The organism is Streptomyces sp. NPDC057099, assembly GCF_042671245.1.
Taxonomy (GTDB): domain Bacteria; phylum Actinomycetota; class Actinomycetes; order Streptomycetales; family Streptomycetaceae; genus Streptomyces; species Streptomyces purpurascens.
This window is the reverse complement of sequence record NZ_JBHUTX010000064.1, coordinates 1-24,493: the sequence shown is the minus strand read 5'-3', so window position 1 is coordinate 24,493 and position 24,493 is coordinate 1. Positions and strand designations below refer to the sequence as shown.

At 72.5% G+C, this 24,493-nt stretch carries 22 protein-coding genes; 7 read left to right on the top strand and 15 right to left on the bottom strand.

What is annotated here, in order from left to right; all coding sequences use genetic code 11:
* Window positions 1–22: 22 nt before the first annotated feature.
* The 3 genes from ACFT4A_RS39105 (at window position 23) to ACFT4A_RS39095 (ending at window position 3,034) form a co-directional block, all read left to right on the top strand.
* The gene (locus tag ACFT4A_RS39105) at window positions 23–790 is read left to right on the top strand and encodes a GNAT family N-acetyltransferase (RefSeq protein WP_382840496.1); all 768 of its coding nucleotides are present in this window, start codon (window positions 23–25) and stop codon (window positions 788–790) included.
* A complete protein-coding gene (locus tag ACFT4A_RS39100) occupies window positions 790–1,743 on the top strand; it encodes a lysophospholipid acyltransferase family protein (protein WP_382840530.1) in 954 nt (317 codons plus the stop codon). The genes ACFT4A_RS39105 and ACFT4A_RS39100 overlap by 1 nt, the downstream gene beginning before the upstream one ends.
* Window positions 1,744–1,858: 115 nt before the next feature.
* The gene (locus ACFT4A_RS39095; RefSeq protein ID WP_382840493.1) at window positions 1,859–3,034 is read left to right on the top strand and encodes an alanine--tRNA ligase-related protein; all 1,176 of its coding nucleotides are present in this window, start codon (window positions 1,859–1,861) and stop codon (window positions 3,032–3,034) included.
* Window positions 3,035–3,038: 4 nt separating this feature from the next.
* On the opposite strand, the gene ACFT4A_RS39090 is transcribed toward ACFT4A_RS39095, so the two are convergent.
* Together ACFT4A_RS39090 and ACFT4A_RS39085 are read right to left on the bottom strand one after the other, a co-directional pair.
* On the bottom strand, window positions 3,039–5,399 hold the full coding sequence (locus ACFT4A_RS39090) for an ATP-binding cassette domain-containing protein (protein WP_382840491.1): 2,361 nt from the start codon (window positions 5,397–5,399) through the stop codon (window positions 3,039–3,041).
* Between the two features lie 10 nt (window positions 5,400–5,409).
* On the bottom strand, window positions 5,410–6,408 hold the full coding sequence (locus ACFT4A_RS39085) for an LLM class flavin-dependent oxidoreductase (protein ID WP_382840488.1): 999 nt from the start codon (window positions 6,406–6,408) through the stop codon (window positions 5,410–5,412).
* A gap of 201 nt (window positions 6,409–6,609) precedes the next feature.
* Between ACFT4A_RS39085 and ACFT4A_RS39080 the strand changes: the two genes are divergently transcribed.
* Window positions 6,610–8,703 (top strand): NACHT domain-containing protein, encoded by a 2,094-nt coding sequence (locus ACFT4A_RS39080; protein WP_382840485.1) that lies wholly within the window; start codon window positions 6,610–6,612, stop codon window positions 8,701–8,703.
* Here ACFT4A_RS39080 and rpmF read toward each other — a convergent pair.
* From rpmF to ACFT4A_RS39060, 4 genes are all read right to left on the bottom strand, one after another.
* Window positions 8,700–8,870, bottom strand: coding sequence for a 50S ribosomal protein L32 (gene rpmF, locus ACFT4A_RS39075; protein ID WP_184587679.1), 171 nt, complete (start codon window positions 8,868–8,870; stop codon window positions 8,700–8,702). The two genes, ACFT4A_RS39080 and rpmF, sit on opposite strands and share 4 nt — an antisense overlap.
* Window positions 8,871–8,973: 103 nt before the next feature.
* Window positions 8,974–10,572: a cation acetate symporter gene (locus ACFT4A_RS39070; RefSeq protein WP_382840482.1), complete on the bottom strand. Its 1,599-nt coding sequence runs from the start codon at window positions 10,570–10,572 to the stop codon at window positions 8,974–8,976.
* Window positions 10,566–11,012 (bottom strand): DUF485 domain-containing protein, encoded by a 447-nt coding sequence (locus ACFT4A_RS39065; RefSeq protein ID WP_382840479.1) that lies wholly within the window; start codon window positions 11,010–11,012, stop codon window positions 10,566–10,568. The genes ACFT4A_RS39070 and ACFT4A_RS39065 overlap by 7 nt, the downstream gene beginning before the upstream one ends.
* Before the next feature lie 301 nt (window positions 11,013–11,313).
* Window positions 11,314–12,522 carry a right-handed parallel beta-helix repeat-containing protein gene (locus ACFT4A_RS39060; protein WP_382840476.1) on the bottom strand — a complete coding sequence of 403 codons (1,209 nt, stop codon included), beginning with the start codon at window positions 12,520–12,522 and terminating at the stop codon, window positions 11,314–11,316.
* A gap of 112 nt (window positions 12,523–12,634) precedes the next feature.
* On the opposite strand from ACFT4A_RS39060, the gene ACFT4A_RS39055 reads away from it, so the two are divergent.
* Window positions 12,635–13,129 (top strand): hypothetical protein, encoded by a 495-nt coding sequence (locus ACFT4A_RS39055; protein WP_382840474.1) that lies wholly within the window; start codon window positions 12,635–12,637, stop codon window positions 13,127–13,129.
* A gap of 18 nt (window positions 13,130–13,147) precedes the next feature.
* Here ACFT4A_RS39055 and ACFT4A_RS39050 read toward each other — a convergent pair whose 3' ends face one another.
* The 5 genes from ACFT4A_RS39050 to egtA all read right to left on the bottom strand — a co-directional run bounded on the left by ACFT4A_RS39050 (window position 13,148) and on the right by egtA (window position 17,858).
* A complete protein-coding gene (locus ACFT4A_RS39050) occupies window positions 13,148–13,363 on the bottom strand; it encodes a dodecin (protein WP_193477460.1) in 216 nt (71 codons plus the stop codon).
* A 109-nt stretch (window positions 13,364–13,472) separates the two neighbouring features.
* A complete protein-coding gene (egtD, locus tag ACFT4A_RS39045; RefSeq protein ID WP_382840472.1) occupies window positions 13,473–14,435 on the bottom strand; it encodes an L-histidine N(alpha)-methyltransferase in 963 nt (320 codons plus the stop codon).
* A complete protein-coding gene (egtC, locus tag ACFT4A_RS39040; protein ID WP_382840471.1) occupies window positions 14,432–15,223 on the bottom strand; it encodes an ergothioneine biosynthesis protein EgtC in 792 nt (263 codons plus the stop codon). The genes egtD and egtC overlap by 4 nt, the downstream gene beginning before the upstream one ends.
* Complete coding sequence (gene egtB / locus ACFT4A_RS39035; RefSeq protein WP_382840468.1) at window positions 15,223–16,560, bottom strand: ergothioneine biosynthesis protein EgtB; 1,338 nt, start codon at window positions 16,558–16,560, stop codon at window positions 15,223–15,225. Before egtB ends, egtC begins: the two co-directional genes overlap by 1 nt.
* Window positions 16,557–17,858 carry an ergothioneine biosynthesis glutamate--cysteine ligase EgtA gene (gene egtA, locus ACFT4A_RS39030; RefSeq protein WP_382840465.1) on the bottom strand — a complete coding sequence of 434 codons (1,302 nt, stop codon included), beginning with the start codon at window positions 17,856–17,858 and terminating at the stop codon, window positions 16,557–16,559. The genes egtB and egtA overlap by 4 nt, the downstream gene beginning before the upstream one ends.
* A 290-nt stretch (window positions 17,859–18,148) precedes the next feature.
* Between egtA and ACFT4A_RS39025 the strand changes: the two genes are divergently transcribed.
* Entirely contained in the window at window positions 18,149–18,964 is an 816-nt protein-coding gene (locus ACFT4A_RS39025) for a TIGR02452 family protein (protein ID WP_382840463.1), read from the top strand.
* Here the strand turns inward: ACFT4A_RS39025 and ACFT4A_RS39020 are convergent.
* The 4 genes from ACFT4A_RS39020 to ACFT4A_RS39005 form a co-directional block, all read right to left on the bottom strand.
* Complete coding sequence (locus tag ACFT4A_RS39020) at window positions 18,949–19,395, bottom strand: type II toxin-antitoxin system PemK/MazF family toxin (RefSeq protein WP_382840460.1); 447 nt, start codon at window positions 19,393–19,395, stop codon at window positions 18,949–18,951. The two genes, ACFT4A_RS39025 and ACFT4A_RS39020, sit on opposite strands and share 16 nt — an antisense overlap.
* Before the next feature lie 42 nt (window positions 19,396–19,437).
* Complete coding sequence (locus tag ACFT4A_RS39015) at window positions 19,438–20,904, bottom strand: SPFH domain-containing protein (RefSeq protein WP_382840457.1); 1,467 nt, start codon at window positions 20,902–20,904, stop codon at window positions 19,438–19,440.
* Window positions 20,905–21,037: 133 nt separating this feature from the next.
* Window positions 21,038–21,256: a hypothetical protein gene (locus ACFT4A_RS39010; protein WP_382840454.1), complete on the bottom strand. Its 219-nt coding sequence runs from the start codon at window positions 21,254–21,256 to the stop codon at window positions 21,038–21,040.
* A gap of 20 nt (window positions 21,257–21,276) precedes the next feature.
* Window positions 21,277–22,701 (bottom strand): amidase, encoded by a 1,425-nt coding sequence (locus ACFT4A_RS39005; RefSeq protein WP_382840451.1) that lies wholly within the window; start codon window positions 22,699–22,701, stop codon window positions 21,277–21,279.
* A gap of 213 nt (window positions 22,702–22,914) precedes the next feature.
* Between ACFT4A_RS39005 and ACFT4A_RS39000 the strand changes: the two genes are divergently transcribed.
* Entirely contained in the window at window positions 22,915–24,303 is a 1,389-nt protein-coding gene (locus ACFT4A_RS39000) for a glycoside hydrolase family 43 protein (RefSeq protein ID WP_382840448.1), read from the top strand.
* Window positions 24,304–24,493: the final 190 nt, after the last annotated feature.

Here is a 24,493-nt window from a genome sequence, read left to right as displayed (position 1 = left end):
GGCCCGTGACCAGGAGAGAGCCATGACCGGCGTACTGACCGTCGACCGCCCCGCGCAGCCCACGGCCCCCACCCGCTACACCGTCTCCCTCGCCCGGAACGAAGACGACGTGCGTGCCGCGCAGCGGCTGCGGCACGACGTCTTCGCCGGGGAACTGGGCGCCCTGCTGACCGGCCCGCAGCCGGGCCTCGACGTCGACTCGTTCGACGCGTACTGCGACCACCTGCTCGTCCGCGAGGAGACGACCGGCCAGGTCGTCGGCACCTACCGGCTGCTGCCGCCGGAGCGCGCGGCGGTCGCCGGGCGGCTGTACTCCGAGAGCGAGTTCGATCTGACCGCCCTCGGCGGGATCCGGCCCGAACTCGTCGAGGTCGGCCGCTCCTGCGTGCACCCCGACCACCGCGACGGCGCGGTCATCAGCCTCATCTGGGCCGGCATCGCCCGCTACATGGTCGACCGCGGCCACGAGTGGCTCGCCGGCTGCTGCTCCATCCCGCTGGCCGACGGTGGCGCTCTCGCCTCCGCCACCTGGGACCGGGTGAGCGACAAGCACCTGTCGCCGCGGGAGTTCCGCGTCCAGCCGCTGCTGCCGTGGGTCCCGGGCACCGCGCCCGCCGCCCGCGTCGAACTGCCCGCCCTGCTCCGCGGCTATCTGCGCCTCGGCGCCTGGGTGTGCGGCGAACCGGCCCACGACCCGGACTTCGGCGTCGCCGACCTGTACGTGCTGCTGCCGATGAGCCGGGTCAACTCGCGCTACCTGCGGCACTTCCTCTCCCTCGTGCCGGCGTGATGAGCGCCTGGCTGCCCGTCGCGCCCTGTACGCCCCGGGCCTGTGTCGAGCCGGTGGCGAGGGCCGTGCCGTGGGCCGTGCTGCGGCTCACCGCGGTCGTCCTGCTCCTCCTCGCCGGGATCACGCTGACGCCGTTCGGCTGGGGGTCCCCCCGCTTGCGGGGGAGGATACCGGCGTCCCTGGTCCGGCGGTGGTGCCGGTGGATCGTGCGAGCCGCAGGGGTCCAGGTCCGCATCACCGGCGCCGCCGCCCCCACCGGCCCCCTGCTGCTGGTCGCCAACCACATCTCCTGGCTGGACATCCCGCTGCTCGCCGCCGTACGCCCCGCCCGGATGCTGGCCAAGACCGAGGTGCGGCGGTGGCCCGTCGCCGGGCCGCTGGCCGCGCGCGGCGGCGTCCTGTTCATCGACCGGGACCGGCTGCGGGCCCTGCCGGGCACCGTCGCCCGCATCGCCGAAGTGCTGCGCCAGGGCCGGGCCGTCGGGGTCTTCCCCGAGGGCAGCACCTGGTGCGGCCGCTCCCAGGGGGTCTTCCGCCGGGCCGTCTTCCAGGCCGCGCTGGACGCGGGGGCCGCCGTCCAGCCGGTGCACCTGCGGTACCGGGTCGCCGGCGGGCCCACGAGCACCGCGCCCGCCTTCGTCGGCGACGACACGCTGCCGGCCTCGGTCTGGCGTGTGGTGTCGGCACGCGGACTGGTGGCCCACGTGGACGTCCAGGACGTGATACCCCCGGGTGCCCACTCCGACCGGCGCTCGCTCGCCCGGGCCGCCCAGCCGGCGCGGCCCGCTGAGCCGGCCTGGACCCACGCCGCACTGATGACCCGGCCGTACGGTGGCACGAAAAAGCCCGCGACGGTTCCGGCGCCCGCTGTTACCGTCGGATCCATGGAGGTCATCAAGCGCACCGACGCCGCAGCCGCGCGAGCGACCAGCTCACCGGCTGCCGACGCCTGACCTCGTCACCCCTTCCCGGCGGCCGGAAACGGACCGCCAGGACCCCCCGTACTTGCGTACTCTCCGGCTTCCCTCGCGCGGTTCGTTCCGGTCCCCTGACCTCAAGGAGACCGCCATGGACACCGACCGGACCGTACAGACGTTCAACGACTTCTTCCGTGAGCGCGGACACCGGCTGATCACCGGCAGCACGCTGCTGCCCCCGCCCTCGGACCCGGTGCTGTTCACCACGGCCGGCATGCAGCCCCTCACGCCCTACCTGACGGGCCGCCCGCACCCCCAGGGGCGGCGGCTGGTCAACCTCCAGCGCTGTCTGCGCACCACCGACCTGGACGAGATCGGCGACACCACGCATCTGACGGTGTTCGAGATGCTCGGCTCCTGGTCACTGGGCGACTACGACCACGCCCGGTCCCTGCGCTGGGGGTACGAACTACTGCGCGACGGATTCGGTATCCCGCGAGAACGCCTGCACGTCACGGTCTTCGGCGGATCGGACCAGGTCGGCCCCGACACCGAATCACTGCGCGTCTGGGAGGAGGTGGGACTGCCGGTGGAACGGGCCGGGGAGGAGAACTGGTGGTCCAACGGCCCGGCCGGCCCGTGCGGCCCCGACTCGGAGATCTTCGTCTGGACCGGCGAGCCCGGCACCCCGCCCCAGGGCAGCCCCGGCACCGACCCCCGCTGGACGGAACTCTGGAACCACGTCCACATGCGCTACGAGCGCCACACCGACGGCACTCTCGTCCCCCTGCGGCAGCCCGGCGTCGACACGGGCATGGGCCTTGAACGCCTCGTCGCCGTCCTGCAAGGGCACCGGTCGGTCTACGACACGGATCTCTTCGAACCCTGGATGCGGACCGTGCCCTCGCTGTGGGACCTGGACGGCCCGTCGACCCGCCTGGTCAGCGACCACCTGCGCGCCGCCGTCGTCGTGCTCGGCGACGGCGTACGGCCGTCGAACACCGGCCGCGGCTACGTCCTGCGCCGCCTGATCCGCCGTCTCCTCACCACGCTCGGGCGCGGCGACTCCTTCCGCACCCTCGCCGACCTGCCCCCGGAGCTGATCGAGCACACCCTCGACCACTTCCGCCAGTCCGCCGGCCCGGACCTCGTCCGGGAGATCCTCCTCGACGAGGAACAGCGGTTCGGCAGGCTCCTCGAACGGGGAAGCCGTCTGCTGTCCCGGCCCGAATACCAGGGACCGCTCAGCGAGGAGGACTACGGCTACCTCCACGACACCCACGGCCTGCCCCGGGACCTCGTCGCCGGACTGCTCGCCGCCCGCTGACGGGCTACGGCCGCTCCCGGCCGAGCGCCCGGCCCAGATACCGTGCCGTGGCGCTCGGCTCCGCCCGGGCCACCTCCGCGGGCGGACCGGCCGCCACGACCCGGCCGCCCGCGTCGCCGCCACCCGGGCCGAGGTCGATCACCCAGTCCGCGCGCGCGACGACGGACATGTCGTGCTCGACGACGATCACGGTGTTCCCGGCGTCGACCAGGCCGTGCAACTGGCGCATCAGCACGTCCACGTCGGCCGGGTGAAGACCGGTGGTCGGCTCGTCGAGGAGGTAGAGCGTGTGGCCGCGACGGCCGCGCTGCAGCTCGCTCGCCAGCTTGATGCGCTGTGCCTCGCCGCCGGACAGTTCGGTCGCGGGCTGGCCGAGGCGCAGATAGCCGAGGCCCACGTCCAGCAGGGTGCCCAGGCTGCGGGCCACGGCCGGGGTGTCCGCGAAGAACTCCGCCGCGCTCTCCACCGTCAGGTCCAGCACCTGCGCGATGTCCCGCCCCCGGTACGTCACTTCCCGCGTCTCGGGGTTGTACCGGGCCCCGCCGCAGTCCGGGCAGGGCGCGTACGTGCTCGGCAGGAACAGCAGCTCCACGCTGACGAACCCCTCACCCTGGCAGGTCTCACAGCGCCCGCCCGCGACGTTGAAGGAGAACCGGCCAACCCCGAAGCCCCGTTCACGCGCCCCGTCGGTGGCCGCGAACACCTTGCGCACCACGTCGAAGAGGCCGGTGTAGGTCGCGAGGTTCGAGCGCGGAGTGCGCCCGATCGGCTTCTGGTCGACCGAGACCAGCCGGCCCACCCCCGCCGCGTCCGCCGCGTCCTGTGCGATCTCCCCGATGAGCGTGGACTTGCCGGAGCCCGACACCCCGGTGACCGCCGTGAACACGCCGAGCGGGAAGTCGGCGGTCACCCCGCGCAGGTTGTGCCGGGTGACCGGGCCGGTCGTCAGCCACCCGCCCGGTTCGCGGACCTCACGGGCCGGAGCGGGGGAGCGGTCGAACAGATAGCGGGCCGTCGCCGACTCCTCGACGGCGGCCAGCTCCGCCACCGGGCCGCTGTGCAGCACCCGCCCGCCGTGCTCGCCCGCCTCCGGGCCCACGTCCACCAACCAGTCCGCGCCGCGTACGACATCGAGATGGTGCTCCACCACGAACACCGAGTTCCCGGCCGCCTTCAGCCGCTCCAGCACCGTGAGCAGCGCCTCGGTGTCCGCCGGGTGCAGCCCGGCCGACGGCTCGTCGAGGACGTAGACGACGCCGAACAGGCCCGAGCGCAGCTGGGTGGCGAGGCGCAGGCGCTGCAGTTCGCCGGGGGAGAGGGTCGGGGTGGGCCGGTCGAGGCTGAGGTAGCCGAGGCCCAGCTCGAGGACCGGGGCGATCCGGGACGTCAGGTCGTCGGTGAGGACCCGGGCGGTCTCCGACGTCGCGTCGAGACCGGAGGCCAGCTCCACCAGCGGCAGCGCGGCCAGCTCGGCGATGGTCCGGCCGCCGAACGTCACGGCCATCGCCTCGGGACGCAGCCGGCTCCCGCCGCAGGCCGGGCAGGGCGCACTGGCCAGGAACCGTTCGGCCTTCGCCCGCAGGGTCGGGCTCTTGGAGTCCGAGAAGGTCTTCATCACATACCGCCGGGCGCTCATGTACGTGCCCTGGTACGGCCGCTGGATGCGATCCGCGTCCCGCACCGGGTGCACGGTGACCACCGGCTGCTCGTCCGTGAACAGGATCCACTCCCGGTCAGCGGCGGGCAGCTCCCGCCACGGCCGCTCCACGTCGTGGCCCAGCGCGTCGAGGATGTCCCGCAGGTTCTTGCCCTGCCAGGCCCCCGGCCACGCGGCGACGGCACCCTCCCGGATCGACAGCGACGGGTCGGGGACCAGCAACTCCTCGCTCGTACGGTGCACTTGCCCGAGCCCGTGGCACTCCGGGCAGGCCCCGGCCGCCGTGTTGGGCGAGAACGCGTCGGAGTCGAGGCGCTCGGCGCCGGGCGGGTAGGTGCCGGCCCGGGAGAACAGCATGCGCAGGGAGTTGGAGAGGTTGGTGACGGTGCCGACGGAGGAGCGAGAGGTGGGGGCGGCGCGGCGCTGCTGGAGCGAGACGGCCGGCGGCAGACCGGTGATCTCCCCGACCTTCGGCGCGCCGACCTGGTGGATCAGCCGGCGCGCGTACGGCGCGACCGACTCGAAGTAACGCCGCTGGGCCTCCGCGTAGATCGTGCCGAACGCCAGGGACGATTTCCCCGAGCCGGACACGCCGGTGAACACGGCCAGCACGTCCCGGGGGATGTCGACGTCGACGCCCCGGAGGTTGTGCTCGCGGGCGCCGCGGACACGGACGTAAGGGTCGTGGGGGGTGTGGGGGTCGTGCATGAGCAGGACTCTAACCGGAGGTGATCGCGGCCAGCCGCCGGTAGGAGTCCAGCAGGGCCTCGCGGTCGTACGTGCTGGTGGTGACCAGGACCTCCTGCGCCCCGGTCTCCTTCAGTACCGTCTCCAGCTCGTCGGCGACCTGATCCTCGGTGCCGGCGATGTGGCCGGCGAGCCCGGACTCGTGGAAGCCGCGCTCCTTGGCCGTCATGGTCAGCGCCTCGACGCGCTCGGCGGGCGGCAGGGGAGGGAAGGTGCCGTGGGTACGGGAGTACGCCATCGCCCAGGCCTCCGGGACGAGCAGCCGCCGGGCCTCCTCGGGGGTGGCGGCCACGGCGATCGTGCCCGAGATGACGACGTACGGCTCCGGCGCCCATTCGGAGGGCCGGAAGTGGTCGCGGTAGTGGTCGATGCCGCGCCGCATCTTCTCCCGGTTCCGGAGATCGCCGATGACCATGGGCAGCCCCGCGCGGGCGGCGATGCCGGCGCCCTCGCCCATGGCCAGGACGAACGGCGGCACGGTCAGCCCCTCGGCGGGGCGGGCATGGACCCCGGTCGGGGAGGCGCCCCGGAACCAGCCGAGCAGCTCCCGCAGCTGGGCCTCGAAGTCCTCGGCGTCGTCCTTGTCACGGCCCAGGGCCCTTCGCACCCCGTCCGTGAAGCCGACGGACCGGCCCAGGCCCATGTCGATCCGCCCGGGGAACAGCGACTCCAGCACCCCGAACTGCTCGGCCACGACCAGCGGCCGGTGATTGGGCAGCATCACCCCGCCGGTGCCGACCCGGATCGTCCGGGTGGCGGCGGCGACGGCGGCGGCCAGCACGGTCGGCGCGGACCCGGCGACCCCGGGAACACCGTGATGCTCCGACACCCACACCCGGTGATACCCGAGCCGCTCCAGCTCCCCGGCCAGCCGCACGGTGTCCCGCAACGCCTCGGGGTGGGTGTGGCCCTCGCGGGTGCGGGAGCGGTCGAGCACGGAGAAGCGGGTGGAGGCGATCAGGGAAGTCACACCAGGTTCAACACCCGGGGAGCGCAGGGATTCCCCGCCTCTGCAGCGGGGCGTGACGGGAGCCGTCCGGGGGATGCATGACCGTGGACGACTCCCTGGAGCGGTGCGCCCCGACGGACACGCCGCCCCTGGTCGTCTTCATGTCCACCTTCCGGCTGCCGCAGGGAGAGTTCCGTGCCCGGGGCGGGTATGCAGCAAGGCATGGTGGGGATCGGGGGGCGACGGGAACGAGAGCGGCGCCGGGTGGCGGTCGTGCTGGGTGTGGTGCTGTTCGTGGCGAGTGCCGGTTACGCGGTGTCCCAGCTGATGCGGGGTGGGCTGGAGCCGGCCGACACCGCCGGGCTGCTGGGGCTGCCGCTGGGGGTCGCGGGGCTGGTGGCCGCGGTTGCGGCGTTGCGGCGACCGGTGCAGGGGACGGACGCCGAGCTGGTGCGGCAGTGGGCCGCCACGCTGGCCGTCCAAGTCCAGCAGAGCGAAGGCAAGTTGCGTCACCAGCTGCTCGGGCGGGACACCCGGCGCATCGACCTGAGCTACACGCTGCGGGCGGTACCGGGGCCCGCCGCCGAGGCCCCGGGGGCGGGGCGTACCTTTCGCGACGCCGGCGGCGACGGCGCGGACCCGGACATCGCGGGGTTCTTCCGGGCCACCCGGCCCCGGCGGCTCGTCATCGCCGGTGCCCCCGGCTCCGGCAAGACGGTGCTGGCCCTGGAGCTCGTCCTGGGCCTGGCCGCCGACCGCGCCGACACCGACCCGGTGCCCGTGCGTATCCCCATGGCCCAGTGGGACACCGCCCACACCCTGCCCGGACTGCTGGCCGACCACCTCACACAGGCCTTGGACTGGCCCCGGGAGATGGCGGAGCGGCTGGTGGACCACGGCATGGTGCTGCCCGTCCTCGACGGCCTGGACGAGATGGATCCCCCACGCGACGACGGCTCGCCGGACCCGGACGCACCGCGTGCGCGGGCCGCCGTACAGCACCTCAACGCCTACCAGAAGGGCCTGGAGGCCGGCCCCCTCGTGCTCACCAGCCGGATCGCGAACTACGACGCGCTGCTGGCGCACGAACCCCTGGTCGACGCCGCGCTGGTGGTCATCGCGCCCGTGGCGTCCGAGCCCGCGCTGACCTACCTGCGCGACCGTTGCCGTGATCCGGCCCGCTGGCGGGCCCTGCTGCACCACCTCGACACGCAGCCGTCCTGCGTGCACGCCCAGATCCTGTCGACCCCCTGGCGGCTCGGCCTGACCGCCACCGTCTACCGCTACCACGGCGACCCGGCGGAGCTGCTCACGCTGCACGACACCGACGCACTCGACCGGCATCTGCTGGCCCGCTACATCCCGGCGGCCGTCGAACCCGCGGCCGGCGACCCGGCCCCGGCGCGCTACCCGCCGACGCAGGTCCACCACTGGCTGCATCACCTGACCGGGCATCTGACCGGAACCGGTGCGTCGGCCTATCCGACCACCGACATCACCGTGCACGGCCTGTGGCCGCTGGCCGGGCGACGCAGAGTGCGGGTGGCGGACGCGCTGCTCACGTTCTGCACGATCAGCGCGGTCCTGCCCGCCGTCTGGCTGACCCCCGAGCCGGGTGAGGCCGCGGCGAGCGTGCTGGCCCTGGCCGTGGCGTGCGGCCTGGCTGCCGCGCTCGCCCTCAGCCCCAGCAGGCTGGACTGGCAGAAGCGGCACATGCCCGGCCTTCGGAGGCCGTTCGTGCTGGGGCTCGTCGTCAACCCCGTTCTCGCCACCTTCGTCGGCGTCGCCGCCGGGCTCGCGGTCGGCGCGGCGATCGCGGCGGCGGGGCACCCCTCGGTCGCGCTCGCCGTCGGGACGGTCACCAGCTGGGTCTCCGGGCTGGGCGCCGGCTTCCGGTTCAGTGTGGCGGCCGGGCTGCGCGGGGCCGCGCCCACGACGGCGGTCAGCCCTCCGGTCGCGCTGCGCGACGACACCGTCTACGGACTCGTCTACGCCGTCTCCACCGGGCTGTTCGGCGGACTGGCCGTCGGCGGCACGGTGGCCCTGCTGCTGGAGCCGAGCACCGGTCTCGTCGTCGGAGCGGCGACCGCGATCGCCTCCGGCCAGGCGTCGGGTCTCAGCGCCGCGCGGCGCTACCTGGTCTTCCTGCTGTGCGCGCGCCGGCGCCTGCCCTTCCGGCTGGGCCGCTTCCTGGACTGGGCCTGCGCGGCGGGCCTCATGCGCTACTCCGGTCCGGCCTACCAGTTCCGCCACGCCGAACTGCAGCACTGGCTCGCCGCGCATCCGGACCCCGTGGTCACGCCGCGACCCGTCTAGTCCTCGGGGCGCAGCAGCCCGCGCTCGTACGCCTTGACCAGGTTCTGCGGCACGAGGTGGCGGACGCCGTCGACGGTGACCGGGACCAGCGTCGGGGTGGCCGCCTTCCACTGGGCGCGGCGGTGACGGGTGTTGCTGCGGGACATCTTCCGCTTCGGGACGGCCATGGGTCTCCTCCTCGGTGGACGGGCACCGAGGACGCTACATGAAAATGGATCCCATTAACAATGCGCGTCCCCGGTGCCCGGCCGCCGATGCCCCTGGCGTGCGTCAGTCGTCGGCGCCCACCAGCATCCGCACCTCGAACTCCTCGTGCGCGGTGCTGTCCTCGGCCGGGCCCTTGTCCAGCACCGTGCCGAGCCAGCCCAGCAGGAAGCCGGCGGGGATGGAGACGATGCCCGGGTTCTGGAGCGGGAACCAGGCGAAGTCGACATCGGGGTAGAACGAGGCCGGGGCGGAGGAGACGACGGGGGAGAACACGGCGAGCAGGACGGAGCAGGCCAGGCCGCCGTAGAGGCTGAGCAGCGCTCCCTTCGCCGTGAAGCGCCGCCAGAAGAGGGTGTAGATGATCGTCGGCAGGATCGCGGACGCCGCGATGGCGAAGGCGAGGAAGGCGAGCGTCGCGGTGTTCGCCCCCCAGGCGACGAGGGCCAGCAGGATGCCGAGGATGCCGATGACCGCGCCGGACAGCCGGGCCACGGTCAGTTCCTCCGTCTCGGTGGCCTGGCCCTTGCGGATCACCTCGCTGTACAGGTCGTGCGCGAGGGACGAGGCCGCGGCCAGGGTGAGGCCCACCGCCACGGCGAGCAGGGTCAGATAGGCGAGGCAGGTCAGCAGCGCGGTGAGCACACTGCCGCCCAGTTCGTGGGCGAGCAGCAGGACGGAGGCGTTGCCGGTGCGGTCCGTGTTCTCGATGGTGTCCCGGCCGAGGAGTGCGGTGGCGCCGAGGCCCAGGATGCCGGCCCCGAAACAGACCGCGCCGACCAGGCCGACGGCCCACAGGACGGAGGAGCGCAGCACGCCGCTCTTGCGCGGGGCGAGCAGCCGCATCAGCACGTGCGGGAGGGCGGCGAGGCCGAGGACGATGGCCAGTTCGAGGCTGAAGAAGTCCAGCTTGTTGCTGACGCTCCCGCCGTAGCGCAGCCCGGGTTCGAGGAACTGCGGGCCGGCGCCGCTGCGTTCGGCCGCGCTCTCCAGCAGCGCGTTGGGGTTCCAGTCGAAGTGGTGCAGCACCAAACCCGCCGTGAACAGCACGCCCGCCACCAGCATCACGGCCTTGATGATCTGGATGACCGTGGCGCCGGGCATGCCGCCGAGGGAGGCGTACAGGATCACGAACGTACCGATCACGGCCACGCACAGGGTGCGGGTGGTAGCGCTCGGCGCTCCGGTGAACTGCGTCAACAGCGCGACACTGCCGACGAGTTGCGCAACCAGGTAGAGCGTCGCGATGGCCAGGATGCAGACCGCGAGAGCGACCCGCACCGGCCGCTGCTGCCGGGGCAGGCGCAGCGCCACCGTGTCGCCCAGTGTGAACTTGCCCGTGCGGTGCAGGGGTTCGGCGATCAGGAGCAGCACCATCATCCAGGCGACGGTGGTGCCGCCGAGGTACATCAGCCCGTCGTATCCGGTCAGGGCGACCAGTCCGGTGCTGCCCAGCAGGGTGGCGGCGGACAGGTAGTCGCCGCACATGGCCAGGCCGTTGCGCAACGGCGACATGGTGCGGTTGCCGAGGTAGAACTCGCTGATCTCGTCACGCTGAGGGGCCGTCAGCAGTGCCGTGAACAGGGTGATCACGACCACGGTCAGGAACAGGACGAACGTCAGCTGCAGGCTGCTGTCGTCGATGGCGGCAGCGGTCGTCACCATGTGCGGAACCCCCTCGTGCCGTGCCGGAGGGGCTGCCCGGCCCCCTGCGGCGCCGTGGCCGAACGGGCGTGACGGTTGTCGTTCTCGTACTGACGGGACCTCAGGCCCCGGGCGAGCGGATCGACCCGGTCGCGCATGTGCCGGACATGGCACCAGGCGGTCACGCCCATGATGACGAACTGCCCGAGGCCGAGGGTGAGTCCGATCGTGAGGTGGCCGAACAGCGGCTGGTTCATCACCGCGGGGACAAAACTCGACAGGAGTACATAGAGCAGGAATCCGCCGGCGGACAGGATCGTCGCCCGGGTGCCGAACCGGCGCTGCGCACGACGCAATGAGTGGAATTCGGGATGGTCGGATATACGAGACGGCGGTGTGTGTTCGATGTGCGGAAGCGGGAATGTGGGAGTGTCTTCCCGCCGGGGTGGGAATTCGGGCACAGGCGCACCTTCTTCGCTGCTTCGTGCCCCGCACTCGACCCCGTCGGGGAACTGTCGCGTCCGGCTTTCGGGCAGGGTGGAGGGGCGCCGGACAGGGTGAGGGGGTGCGGGCTCTGTGGGGGGGCTCGTGAAACCGGAAAAGTCGCTGTCCGGAATCGCGGGGACGGCCACGGGGAGTATGTCAGTGCTGTGCTTGAGCTATCAACTGTGATGGTCAATTGATCTGTGGTCATCGCTCGTTCACATCCCCGGCGAATAGTCCGGACCATTTATCCGGCCAGGCTGTCTCGAATGAGCCGGATCAGAAACGGGCGCCGACGGCGGCGCCGGACCGTGGCACGAGGAACGCCGGTGCCTTCGGCAGCGAGCCGTCCGCCGCCCGGGGGCCGGTGAGCGGACCCGGATCGGTGCTCAGCACCGAGGAGGCGTTCCATGTGCCGCCGATGTTCCAGGAGTTGCCGCTGGCGACCGTCTTCGCCCCGACGGCCGCCGCGCGCTGGTCCGCGACGGAGAGGTTGCCGGTGAGCCGGGCGGTCCCGCCCGAGACATCGGCGTCGAAGCCCGTACCGGCGTTGCCGTACGTGGAGTTGCGGCTCAGGGCGAGGGAGCCGGGGTTGCCGTTGTCGGTCAGGCCGTGCTTCGCGTTCTTGAAGGAGACGCTGTCGCGCACGGTGTGGGCCACCGCCGGGGCGGGGCTGCCGCCGCCGAGCTTGAAGCCGTTGCCGTCGCCCGCGAAATCGGGGAAGTTCCAGCGGTTGAATCCGTTGCCGTACGCCACCGTGTTCTCGATCGTCACGGGGGAGGCGAACTCCCAGGCGTCGAAGCCGTCGTCGACGTTGTTCCACAGCCGGGCGCCGCGCACCACGTTGCCCGTGCCGGAGCCCTCCTTGACGGCCAGGCCGTCGGCGCTCTCCCCGTTCTTGCGCGGGTCGCGGTTGCCGTAACTGTCCAGGTTCAGGATCTGGTTGCCGCTGGAGGCGCCCTGGAGCTGGAAGCCGGACTCGTAGTTGTCGTGCGTGCTCAGGCGCGAGAAGACATTGCCGTCGCAGCCGTCGCAGTAGATCCCGTACGGGCCGTTGACGATCTCCAGATCCGAGATCCGCCAGTGCGACGCCTCCATGTGGATCGCCCCGCGCTCGGCACGCGGGATGCTGCCGCCGACCGGGGTGTGGCTCGCGGGCAGTCTCTCGCCGTCGACGACCACCCGCTCGCCCGGGTGGGCAGCGAGGGTGATGGGCTGGGACGCGGTCCCCGAGGTGGTGACGGTGATGTTGTCCGTGAGGGCGTACGTCCCGCCGCGCACGCTGATGCTGTCGCCGGGCTTCGCCAGGTCCACCGCCCGCTGGATGGATTTCAACGGCCGGGCGAGTGTGCCGGGGGCGGAGTCGTCCCCGTTCGGCGCCACGACCAGGGTCGTCCCCGCGGCGGCCGCCGGCCCCGCCGGACCGCCCAGCGCCATGGCCAGCGCCGCCCCCGTCACCGCCGCCGACCAGATCCTCGTGTTGCGCATACGGCCTCCCGCCTCTGTCTGCTCGATGTCGCAGAACAGTGGCCGCCCGGCGGGCGAAGGTTGCCGGGCGGGCACGGGAAGTGCCGGCCGGACACGGCCTAGGCTGAGGAGCGTGAGTGATGATCGCAGCAAGACCCCGCTGGCCGTGTTCGACCTGGACAACACCCTCGCCGACACCGCGCACCGGCAGAAGTTCCTGGAGCGCAGGCCGCGGGACTGGGACGGGTTCTTCGCCGCGGCCCCGCAGGACCCGCCGCTCGCCGAGGGCATCGCGATGGTCCGGGAGAGCGCGCGGGAGTGCGAGGTCGTCTACCTCACCGGCCGGCCCGAGCGCTGCCGGCGCGACACGCTCGACTGGCTGGCCGCGCAAGGTCTGCCCGAAGGGCGGGTGTACATGAGGCCGAACGCCGACCGCAGGCCCGCCCGCGTCACCAAGCTGCAGATCCTGCGACGGCTCGCCCGCACGCGTGAGATCCGCGTCCTCGTGGACGACGACGAACTGGTCTGCGAGGACGCCCGGCGCGCGGGCTTCACCGTCGTCCGGGCCGACTGGGCCGCCCGGTCCGCCGAGCTGAAGGCGGCTCAGGACCGCGAAGGCCGGACCTGAGAGGGCACGCCTCTGGGGCTACTCGCCCTCCTCCAGCCGGAAGCCCACCTTGAGCCCCACCTGCCAGTGCGCGATCTGCCCGTCCTCGAGCTGGCCGCGCACCTGGGTCACCTCGAACCAGTCCAGGTTGCGCAGGGTCTGCGAGGCCCGGCCGATGCCGTTGCGGATGGCCGCGTCGACGCCCTCGGGCGACGTCCCGACGATCTCCGTGACCCGGTAGGTGTGGTTCGACATGCCGCTGCTCCTCTTCTGCTGGATTCCAGTCACTCCACCGTGCCCCACACGGCGGCGGAGCGCGAGACGTCGCCTCCCGCTCCGCCGCCGTCCAAGGGCTCGCCCCGTGTCAGCGCGCCATGCTCAGCGACAGCGCGAACCGGCCCGCACCGTCCGTCCACCAGTGCGCCAGGTCCAGCCCCGCCGCCGACAGTTCGCTACGCACACCCTCCTGCCGGAACTTCGCCGACACCTCGGTGCGCAGCTCCTCGCCCGCCGCGAAGTCGACGGCGAGGCCGAGCGCCGGCACCTTGACCGTCTGCGCCGTACGGGAGCGCAGCCGCATCTCGATCCACTCGTGCTCGGCGTCCCAGACGGCCACGTGGTCGAAGGCGGCGGGCTCGAAATCGGCGCCGAGCTCACGGTTGATCACGGTGAGCACGTTCTTGTCGAACGCGGCCGTCACCCCGGCCGCGTCGTCGTACGCCCGGACCAGCACCTCCTCGTCCTTGACCAGGTCCGTGCCCATCAGCAGGGCGTCGCCCGGGGCGAGCATGCCCCGCACGGACGCCAGGAACGCGGCGCGCTCGGCGGGCAGCAGATTGCCGATCGTGCCGCCGAGGAACGCCACCAGCCGGGGCCCCGGCGTGTCCGGCAGCGCCAGGTCCGCGGTGAAGTCGGCGATCAGCGCGTGCACGTCGAGCCCCGGCCGCTCGGCGGCGAGCGCCTGCCCGGCCTGGCGGAGGGCGCTCTCGCTGACGTCGACGGGGACGTAGGTGTGCAGCTCCGTGAGGGCGTCGAGCAGGTGCCGCGTCTTCTCGGAGGAGCCGGACCCGAGTTCGACCAGGGTGCGGGCCCGGGTCGCCGCGGCGATGTCGCCGGAGCACGCGAGCAGGATCTCCCGCTCGGCGCGTGTCGGGTAGTACTCGGGCAGTTCGGTGATCTTCTCGAACAGGTCGCTGCCGTGCGCGTCGTAGAACCACTTCGGCGGCAGGGTCTTGGGGGTGCCGGTGAGACCCCGGTGGACGTCGGCGCGCAGCGCGGCGTCCGTGGAGTCCTCGGGAAGGGTACGGGTGAGGCGGAACGGGCTCACGTACGGGGCTCCTTCGGTCGTGCGGGGACGAGGGGATCGGCCGGCTCCTTGAGCGGTGTGAGCAGCACGTCCGTGCCGCTCGCCGCGAGGAGGGTGCGGTCGGGGACCTCCTGCCAGTGCGGATCGTCGTCGTACGGCTCGGAGGCCACGACCGTGCCGCCGCCCGGTCGGGTGAGGTACCAGAGGGAGTCGCCCCAGGCGGTCGCGGTGATGGTGTCGCCGTTGGTGAGCAGGAGGTTCAGCCGGGAGCCGGGAGCCGCGGCGGCGACCTCCAGGACGGTGTCGGCCATCGCCTGGCCCTCCTCGTCACCGCCTCGCAGCCGGGCCAGCACCAGCGCCCACACGAGCGCCGAGTCGTTGCGGGCCTCCAGCGACAGCAGGTCCTCGGGCGGCAGGCTCAGGGAGACCGGGGCGAGCGAGCCGGGCCAGCCCTTGACCGCGCCGTTGTGGCTGAACAGCCAGGTCCCCGCGGCGAACGGCGCCGCCGCGGCCTCCGCGTCCGCGCCCGACAGGGTCGCGTCCCGCACCGCCGCGAGCAGTGCGTTCGTCCGTACGACCCGGGCGAGATCGGCGAACGACAGGTCCGCCCAGATCGGCCCCGCCCGGCGGTAGCGGGCCGGCACCGGGTCGCCCCCGGCGTACCAGCCGACGCCGAAACCGTCGGCGTTGACCGTCCCGTACCGCTGCCGCCGGGGCGCCCACGACTGCCGGTACAGGCCGTGCGGGGGCTCCACCAGGAGCCGCCCGAGCGGCTCCCCCGGTCCCACGTACGCCACATGACGGCACATCAGACCTCCTCCGAGCGGGCCGTGCGGAACCCGGAGAAGATCTGCCGCCGGATCGGATGGTCCCAGTTGCGGAACGTGCCCCGGCAGGCCACCGCGTCCACGGCGAACGCACCGCCGCGCAGCACCTTGTAGTCGGGCCCGAAGAAGACCTCCGAGTACTCCTTGTACGGGAACGCCTTGAACCCCGGGTACGGCAGGAAGTCGCTCGACGTCCACTCCCACACGTCGCCGATCAACTGCCGTACGCCGAGCGGGGACTCGCCGGCCGGATAGCTCCCGGCCGGTGCCGGACGCAGGTGCCGCTGGCCGAGGTTGGCGTGCTCGGGCCCCGGGTCGGCGTCGCCCCACGGGTAGCGCATGGAACGGTCACCTGCCGGGTCGTACCGGGCCGCCTTCTCCCACTCGGCCTCGGTGGGCAGCCGGCGTCCGGCCCAGCGGGCGTAGGCGTCGGCCTCGTACCAGCACACGTGCAGCACCGGCTCGTCGCGCGGTACGACCTCGGTGAGGCCGAAGCGCCGGCGCAGCCACTGCCTGCCGTCCCGCCGCCAGTACAGCGGGTGGGCGATGGAGTTCCGGCGGATGTGGGTCCAGCCGTCCGCGGTCCACCAGCGCGGGTCGTCGTAGCCGCCGTCCTCGATGAACGCCTGGTACGCGCCGTTCGTCACCGGCGTGGTGTCGATGTGGAACGGCGCGACCTCGCGCCGGTGCGCGGGGCGTTCGTTGTCCAGGGCCCACGGCTCACTGGAGGTGCCCATCGTGAACGGGCCGCCCGGGACCAGGACTTCGGACGGGCCGGTGAACAGCGGCGCCGGTTCCGGGTCGGGCGCGGTCAGTGCCTGCGGGCCCCTGCGCAGCTGATGGGTGATCAGCATGGTTTCGTCGTGCTGCTGTTCGTGCTGCGCGATCATCCCGAAGGCGAACCCGGCCTCCGTCAGCCGCGTCCCGTGGAACGCGGACCCCTCCAGCACGTCCAGGGCCCGGCCGCGGACGTCGGCCGCGTAGGTGCGTGCCTCCCCGGGCGACAGCAGGGGCAGCTTCGGCCGCTCGGCCCGCGGGTGCTCGAAGGCGTCGTAGAGGCTGTCTATCTCGGGCCGTATCGCCTCCTGCCCGGCGACGGCCCGCAGCAGCCACTGCTCCTCCTGGTTGCCGATGTGCGCCAGGTCCCAGACCAGCGGCGACATCAGCGGCGAGTGCTGCGCGGTCAGGTCGGGCTCCTCGACACAGCTCGTCAGCAGGGTGGTGCGGTCGCGGGCGACGACCAGCGAGGCGACGGCGCGCTCGCGGAGAATCTCGGGGTCGACGGCATCGGCGTCGACGACGGGATCGGTGTCGGTCATGGGCGGATGTCCTTCCCGTGGGCGCGGCCGTCCGTGCCGCGCTGTCGGTCGAGCAGGTCGTCGGCGGGGCAGCGCCCCCGGACGACATAGCGGTCCAGATGGGCCGCGACGGCTTCCATGACCTCGGGCTCGGCGCCGAGCCGGGGCAGGGCGTCCAGCGCGGTCGTGAAGCACGTGACGGCCACCTCGCGCAGTTCGGCGTCGGCCAGCCCGCTGCGGGCCGCGTCGAGCCACAGCGGGTTGTGCGGCGCGGGCAGCCCCAGCGTCCGCTCGGCCAGCGGCTTCACGGCCCGGTAGGCGGTCTCGGCGGCCTCCGGGTCGTCGAACAGCGCCGCCGTCACGGCCAGCGGCACGATCCAGCCGTCGTCCCCGGGCTGCGCGTCGATCATGCGCAGTTCCAGGTGCCCGCGCGGCCTGACCGGCGGGAACAGTGTCGTGACGTGGTAGTCGAGGTCCTCCCTCGTGGGTGGTCTCGGCACCCCCGTCCGGATCCACTCCCGGAAGGTGAGCCCCTTGGGGATGTCCCAGGGCTCGCCGTCCCGCCGTACGCACATCACGGGGGAGTCCAGCACGTGCCGGGCCCAGGCGCCGCGCGGGTCGGTGTCCAGCGGCGGTCCGCCCGCCCGGCCGGCGCCGATCCGCGTCCACAGCAGCTGCCGGGTGGACATCCAGCCGGTCGGCCGGTGCTCGGCGAGCGGGGAGCTGGCGAACGCGGCCACCAGGACCGGGCCCAGATGATGGGCCAGCCACCAGCGCCGCACCAGGCCCAGGGGCCCGGGCTCCTCGTGGCCGGCGTCGAGGCACACCTGCACGGAGGCGGAGGTGCACATCATGGCGCGGCCGGAGGGGCCCGTGCGGTCCAGGCAGCGCTCCATGGCGTCGTAGCGCGGTTCGCGCAGGAACCGGCGGGGTTCGTGCCAGGGATCGTGGCCGAGGCCGACGAGCGCGAGGTCCTGCTCTCGCAGGACGGTGCGGACGGCGTCGAGGTCGGCGGAGACGGTGGCGATGCACTCCGTCAGCGAGGCGGCGGGGGGCGAACTCAGCTCCAGCTGGCCGCCGGGCTCCACGGTGAGCGCCGACCTCAGAGACAGGTTCCGTACTGCGGCGTAGGCCGCTTCGAGCCGTTCGGGTGTGACGGGGAGCTGCGGTGCGCGCAGCTCGTGGACGAGCCATTCCACCTCGACCCCGAGGCGGCGTGGCGGGCCGGTTTTGAAGCAGATGCCGCGGACCAGGGCCTCGACGTCTGCGGCGGACAGGGCGGTGGGTGGCTCGGTACAGCCACTGACCGAATCGGACATGTCGGGATCCTCCTGAGATTCCACCATGCCACCGGTCCGGGCTCTTGGCGGCCCGGGCCGGGATCACTCGTTCCACCCAAGACCTTCACGCCGCTCGGCACAAGGGGGCGAAACTGGGCGTTCCGGGCCGGTCGTCGAGGCCGACCCGACGTTTCCCCGGGCTTTCCCCGGCGTTCTCCGACGACGGAAACTCCGTTGCGCCACGGAGCGGGCATCACCCACGATGCCTGCGTGAGCACGACAAAGAAGACCGCGGGGCGCGCGGTCACGGCGCGCACGGGGGTGGCGCCGTGAGCGCGCGCCTGCGCGGTATCGCGCGGCAGACCGAGCAGATCGTGGCGGCGGGGGGCTACCAGGCGCCGAACGGGCGCGAGGTGTCGATCGCCGGGGAACTGCGTGCGGCGCGCGAGGGCACGCGCCTGTACGGACCGGAACCGGTACCGGTGCCCTCCGTTCGGGTGACGCGAACATCGATCGAGGTCACCGGCGAGAGCAGCCTGGAGGCCGCCCGCAGGCTCGGCGGGGACGTGGCCGTGCTGAGCTTCGCCTCGGCCCGCAATCCCGGCGGCGGCTACCTGAACGGCGCCCAGGCGCAGGAGGAGGCCCTGTGCCGGGCCTCCGCGCTGTACACCTGCCTGCTCCAGGCCCGCGCCTACTACGACCACCACCGCGCCCACCGCGACCCGTTCTACACGGACCGTGTCATCCACTCACCCGCCGTGCCCGTCTTCCGTGACGACCGGGGCGAGCTGCTGGACGAGCCGTACACCGCCGGCTTCCTGACCTCACCCGCACCCAACGCGGGCGTGGTGCTGCGCACGGCACCCGAACGGGCCCCCGAACTGCCGCGGGCCCTGGCCGTCCGGGCCGAACGGGTCCTGGAGACGGCCGCCGCCCACGGCTACCGCCGGCTGGTACTGGGCGCCTGGGGCTGCGGGGTGTTCCGCAACGACCCGGCCCAGGTGGCGGGGGCGTTCCGGGCGCTGCTGGAGCCCGGCGGACGGTTCGCGGAGACCTTCGAGCACGTGGCGTTCGGGATCCTGGACCGGACCCGGGACCGCGCGGTACTGGGCGCCTTCGAGAAGACCTTTCAGCTCCAGCCGTAGCGTTCCTGCAGCCGTCGCCTGACCAGGTTGAACCGCATACGGTCCAGCGCGCAGGCCTCCCGGCGCATACCGTCCTCGTGCAGGCGCAGCACCCGGTCCACATCGACCCACGACTCCCGGCCGGACCGGTCCCACGGACCGCTGCCGATCGGCACCCACTCCCGGTCGCCATCATGCCGCTTGCTGGACAACTGCACGGCGAGGAACGTCCCCCCGGCCTCGCGGGCGACCACGAGCACGGGCCGGTCCTTGCCGCGCCCGTCGTTCTCCTCGAAGGGCACCCAGGTCCAGACGATCTCGCCCGGGTCGGGGTCGCCGTCGTAGGCGGGGGAGTACTCGGTGCGTACTCTGCCGACCGCGCGGGGGTCGGCTTCGGTGGTGGCGGTGGGGCCGTCGCGGCCCGGGGCGTTCCCGTCGGTAAACGTGCTCACGGGGGCACCTTAGAGGCTGCCCCCGTGACCGCGCCCGACGGGTCACTTGTCGTCCATCGGCACCTTCTGGGCCAGCCCGTTGAGCGAGGGCTCCTTCGGCGCCGGCCCGTTCTGGTGCATCGACGCGAGCAGCTGGCGGGCCAGGCCAAGACCCGTGCCGCCCATGGTGAGGGCCTTGGCGAGCATGTCCGCCATGCCGTCGGCGCCGTTGAGGACCACCATGTTGTCGACGTTGCCGAACGCGGACGCGCCCGCCTTGACGATCTCCGGCCAGTTCTCGGCGAGTTGCTGGGCGACGACGGCCTCCTGGTTCTCGGCGAGGGCGGCGGCGCGGGCCTTGATGGCCTCGGCCTCCGCGAGACCCTTCGCCTTGGCGGCCTCGGCCGCGGCCAGCCCCCTGGCCTGCGCGGCCGCCGCCTCGGCCTCACCGGTCGCCCGGGTGGCCTGCGCGGCCGCCTCACCCCGCGCCTTGGTCGCCTCGGCCTCGGCACCCGCGGCCGTCTTGACCCGGGTCGCCTCGGCCGCGGCCGCCAGCTCCGTCTCCTTCGCCTGGGCCTCGGCCCCCGAGATCCGCGCGTCGCGCTCCGCCTCGGCCAGGGTGCGCGTCTCGTAGGCCGCCGCGTCGGCGGGCTTGCGGACATCGGCCTGGAGCTGCTGCTCGCGGCGGTGCGCCTCCAGCTCCGCCACCCGCGTCTCCTGGACGACGACCTCCTGCCGGGCCCCGGCCTCGGCGAGCGGCCCGGCCTGCCGGGCCTTGGCGGCGGCCTTGTCCCGCTCGGCCTGGTAGCCGGCCTGGAGGATCTCGCTGTCCCGGGTGGCTTCCGCCATCCGGGCGAACGACTGCTGCTCGGCCTCGGTGGCCAGCCGGTTCGCCTCCGCCTGCGCGATCCGGGCGTCCCGCTGCACGGCCGCCGCGTGCGGCATGGCCAGATTCCGGATGTACCCGGTCGGATCCTCGATCTCGTGGATCTGCAGCGAGTCCACGATCAGGCCCAGCTTCTCCATCTCGGTGCCGCACGCGGCCCGTGTCTGACCGGTGAGCTTCTCCCGGTCCCGGATCATGTCCTCGACCGTCAACCCGCCCACGATGGACCGCAGATGACCCGCGAACACGTTGTGCACCCGCTCCGACATCAGCTTCTGCTGGTCGAGGAAGCGGCGGGCCGCGTTCGCGATCGACACGAAGTCGTCGCCCACCTTGAAGATGACCACGCCCCGCACCTTGAGCGGAATGCCCTGGTGGGTCACGCAGTCCACCTGGAGTTCGGTCTCGTTCAGGTCGAGCGAGAGCTTGCGCACCGCCTGCACACCGGGCATCACGAGCGTGCCGCGCCCGGTGACGATGCGGAACCCCATCCCCTCCTCGATGCCCTCCGTACGGTGCTTGGAACCCGAGATGATCAGTGCCTCGTTGGGTTCGGCGACCCGCCACATGAGCTTGAACAGACCGATCAGAACGAGCACGGCGGCAACCGCCGCCCCTGCCACGACGCCGACGACCATCGGCATTCGCCCCCTTGGGATGGTGCCCTCTCGGCACCGAACGAAGGGGAGTGTGCTCCTGCGCGGGGCCCGGGTACAGACACCGGCGCATCCTTGTCCAAACCTTGACGCGTACGGCTCTCACCTGCGTGCAGCGGGCTCAACTGTCGTACGCCGCCGTGACGTAGACGGTCCTCGGGGGCAGATGGTCGACCACCATCACGACCGTGCCCGTCTCGATGCGGTCGGTCGCGGTGGCGGGGTGGGCGAGGAAGTGCTCGGCGCCGCCTCGCACCCGGACGATCACCTCGCCGACCAGCCCGGGCCCGATCGTTCCGGTGACCCGCCCCATGAGCCCGACCATCGACGCGTCCGCCATGACAGACAGGCTACGGTCGCTCAGACGGCAGCGGAACGTGCCGGGACCGGCGGCGACGGCCACTTCTCGAACCAGCGCAGCTCCGCCTCCAACTGGGCGGCCACCTGCACCAGGAGCGGCTCGCTGTCGGCCGGCCCCAGCAACTGCGCCCCGACGGGCAGGCCGTCCGCCGTGAACCCGGCGGGCACATTGACCCCCGGCCAGCCCAGCACGTTCCACGGCCAGGCGTACGGACAGGCGGCGATCATCGCGCGGTCGGTGGCGAAACCGCTGAGTTCGAGCAGGGCGCCGATGCGGGGCGGGGGAGCGGCGGTCGTCGGCGCGAGGACGACGTCGTACGCGTCGAAGAACCCTCCGATACGGCGGTGCAGGACGGCCTCCGCCCGCCGGGCCGCCCGCAGCGGGGCCCCGCCGAGCAGCCGGCCCAGCCGGGCCGCGTCCCGGGTGCGCCGGTCCAGCAGCGCCGGGAAGGGCGCCTCGCCCACCCGCTCGGCGATCCCGGCCGTGGCGCGCGGCACGAAGGTCATCCCGATCTGCCCGTACGGCGGATCCGCCTCCTCGACCGTGTGCCCCAACGCGGCGAGCCGCTCGGCGAGTTCGACGATCCGGGTCCGGACCTCGGGAAGCAGCCGGGCGGGCACCGCCGTGAAGGGCGGCTTGAGGGAGAGCGCGATCCGCAGCCGCCCGGGATCGCGGCCGACGGCCGCCGACGCGTCGACGGCCGGGGGCCGGTGTGGGTCCTGCGCGTGGTTGCCGCTCGCCGCGTCCAGCAGCAGGGCCGCGTCGGCGACCGTACGGGCCAGGGTGCCGTTGACGGTGATGCCCTGGAAGGACTCGCCGCGCGGCCAGGTGGAGACCCGGCCGCGCTGCGGTTTGATGCCGACCAGATGGGTCCACGCGGCCGGGATCCGCACCGAGCCGGCGCCGTCCGAGCCGAGCGCGGCGGGGACCAGCCCGGCGGCGACCGCGGTGGCGGAGCCGCCGGACGATCCGCCGGGCGTGTACTCGGTGTTCCACGGGTTGCGGGTCGCGCCGAAGGCGGGCCCCTCGGTGAAGGGCCATTGCCCGAACTCGCAGGTGTTGGTCTTGCCGACGATCACGGCCCCGGCCGCGCGCAGCCGCCGTACCGCCTCGCCGTCCTCGGTGACCGGCGGGAACTCCCCGCAGCAGCCGAAGGCGGTCGGCTCGCCGGCCACGTCCATGTCGTCCTTCACCGCCACGGGGACGCCGAGCAGCGGCTTGCGTACTCCGGAGGCCAGATCCCGGTCGGCGGCCTCCGCCTCGGCGAGCGCGGCCTCGGCCCGGACGATCCGGAAGGCGTTGAGGCTGCCCTGCGTCGCCTCGATCCGCGCCAGCGTGAGCTCCACCAGGGCGCGGGACGTCACCTCCCCGGCGGCCAGCGCACGGGTGGTCTCCGCCAGGCCTGCGGCGCGGTCGAGCATCATGCGGACACCTCCGGAAGCGTGTGGTCTACCGAACGGTAACGTCCGGTGGCCGGTGGCGGAACGGCGTCGACGAAGTGGATGTTCACCGATCCCTCCGGGCTGTGTGGCTCTCGTACAAAACCATTGACGCACTTCTGCCTCAGCTCTACCTTCTGACCGACTTTCCGAACCTTGTTCGGTATTTCGACCCACTGAGTCGAGAGCGAGCCGCACATGACCCCCCGACCCGCCGGCACGTCCCGCCGTACCCTGCTGCGCGCCCTGGCCGCCCTGCCCGCCTCGGCGCTGCTGCTCGGCGAAGCCCCCGGGCTGCTCGGCAGCGCCTTGGCCGCCGCACCCCCGAACGGCTCGGCCACCCGCTACACGATCGTGCCGTTCCTCAACAGCAACGACGGCACGGTCAACGTCTACCAGTCGGACGACGCCACCGACTTCCGGCTGCTGCGCTCCTTGGCGTACACACCCCCGGCGGGCCGGATCCGCGACGCGAGCGTCCTCAGACACACCGACGGCTTCTACTACGTCACCTACACCACGCACACCTGGCAGGACACCAGCACCACCATCGGCTTCGCCCGCAGCTCCGACCGCGCCAACTGGACGTTCCTGTACGACTACACCGTCCCCGTCGCGAACCTCTCCCGCGCCTGGGCGCCCGAATGGTTCGTCGACAGCGACGGCAGCGTCAACGTCATCGTGTCCTGCTCCACCACGAACGACGAGTGGATCTTCACGCCGTACCGGCTGAGGGCCACGAACTCCGCTCTCACGGCGTGGAGTTCACCGGTGGCGCTCTCCGGTATCGGCGCCAACCACATCGACACGTTCATCGTGAAGATCGGCTCGACCTACCACGCCTTCCCGAAGAACGAGACGACGAAGTACATCGAGTACGCCACCGCCTCGAATCTCACCGGCCCGTACACGATCCGCAGGACCGGCGACTGGGCGGGCTGGGGCAGCTACCGCGAGGGCCCCGCGCTGGTCCAGCTGGACAACGGCGGCTGGCGGATCTTCTTCGACGGCTACGGCGACGGCACCTACTACTACAGCGACAGCCACGACACCTTCGCCACCTGGTCGGCACCGGCCGCCCTGCCCGCGATCGCCGGAACGGCACGCCACTTCACCGTGGTGAAGGAGACGGTCTCGGGCGGCCCGACGCTGGCACGCAACACCACCCGCTCCTTCCGGTCGGCCAACTACTCCACCCGCTACTGGCAACAGCGGTCGGCGCTCCTCGACCTGCCCGTGGTCAGCGGCTCCAGCACCACCGCCGAGAAACAGGCCGCCACCTTCACGGTCGTCGCGGGCCTGGCCGACGCGAACGCCTGCTCCTTCCGCGACGCGTCCGGCAACTACCTGCGCCACTGGGACTTCCGCGCCCGCTTCGACCCGAACGACGGCACGAGCACCTTCGCCAAGGACGCCACGTTCGTCCTCCGGGCCGGCACGGCGTCGGGCTCCGTCCGCTTCGAGTCGTACAACTACCCGGGGCACTATCTGCGCCACTACGCCTACCAGCTCCGCGTGGAACGCTCGAACGGAACGGACCTGTTCCGGCAGGACAGTTCGTTCGTGCCGGTGACCTCCTGGGCGTGACCTGCATGCCTCCTGACCTGGGCAATTGCGTTGAAGAGTTCGGAGTAGTTCCCTCCACTTCCCGGGATTGCCCAGCAGTTCCCGGCCGAGTGTGCACTAGGGTCCGTCTTCAAAGATCATTAGATGGTGGATCATGGTTAGGTGATACGCCGCCATGAACTCACTGATCGGAAGTGGGAGTTACTCGCGC

Coding starts and splice junctions, on each gene's coding strand:
- ACFT4A_RS39100 (WP_382840530.1), top strand. CDS start 790: ATGAGCGCCTGGCTGCCCGTCGCGCCCTGTACGCCCCGGGCCTGTGTC.
- ACFT4A_RS39015 (WP_382840457.1), bottom strand. CDS start 20,904: ATGCCGATGGTCGTCGGCGTCGTGGCAGGGGCGGCGGTTGCCGCCGTG.
- ACFT4A_RS39060 (WP_382840476.1), bottom strand. CDS start 12,522: ATGCGCAACACGAGGATCTGGTCGGCGGCGGTGACGGGGGCGGCGCTG.
- ACFT4A_RS39050 (WP_193477460.1), bottom strand. CDS start 13,363: ATGTCGAACCACACCTACCGGGTCACGGAGATCGTCGGGACGTCGCCC.
- ACFT4A_RS39090 (WP_382840491.1), bottom strand. CDS start 5,399: ATGCACGACCCCCACACCCCCCACGACCCTTACGTCCGTGTCCGCGGC.
- egtA (WP_382840465.1), bottom strand. CDS start 17,858: ATGTCCGATTCGGTCAGTGGCTGTACCGAGCCACCCACCGCCCTGTCC.
- egtC (WP_382840471.1), bottom strand. CDS start 15,223: ATGTGCCGTCATGTGGCGTACGTGGGACCGGGGGAGCCGCTCGGGCGG.
- ACFT4A_RS39010 (WP_382840454.1), bottom strand. CDS start 21,256: ATGGCGGACGCGTCGATGGTCGGGCTCATGGGGCGGGTCACCGGAACG.
- ACFT4A_RS39095 (WP_382840493.1), top strand. CDS start 1,859: ATGGACACCGACCGGACCGTACAGACGTTCAACGACTTCTTCCGTGAG.
- ACFT4A_RS39105 (WP_382840496.1), top strand. CDS start 23: ATGACCGGCGTACTGACCGTCGACCGCCCCGCGCAGCCCACGGCCCCC.
- ACFT4A_RS39005 (WP_382840451.1), bottom strand. CDS start 22,701: ATGATGCTCGACCGCGCCGCAGGCCTGGCGGAGACCACCCGTGCGCTG.
- ACFT4A_RS39000 (WP_382840448.1), top strand. CDS start 22,915: ATGACCCCCCGACCCGCCGGCACGTCCCGCCGTACCCTGCTGCGCGCC.
- ACFT4A_RS39070 (WP_382840482.1), bottom strand. CDS start 10,572: ATGGTGACGACCGCTGCCGCCATCGACGACAGCAGCCTGCAGCTGACG.
- ACFT4A_RS39080 (WP_382840485.1), top strand. CDS start 6,610: ATGGTGGGGATCGGGGGGCGACGGGAACGAGAGCGGCGCCGGGTGGCG.
- rpmF (WP_184587679.1), bottom strand. CDS start 8,870: ATGGCCGTCCCGAAGCGGAAGATGTCCCGCAGCAACACCCGTCACCGC.
- egtB (WP_382840468.1), bottom strand. CDS start 16,560: ATGACCGACACCGATCCCGTCGTCGACGCCGATGCCGTCGACCCCGAG.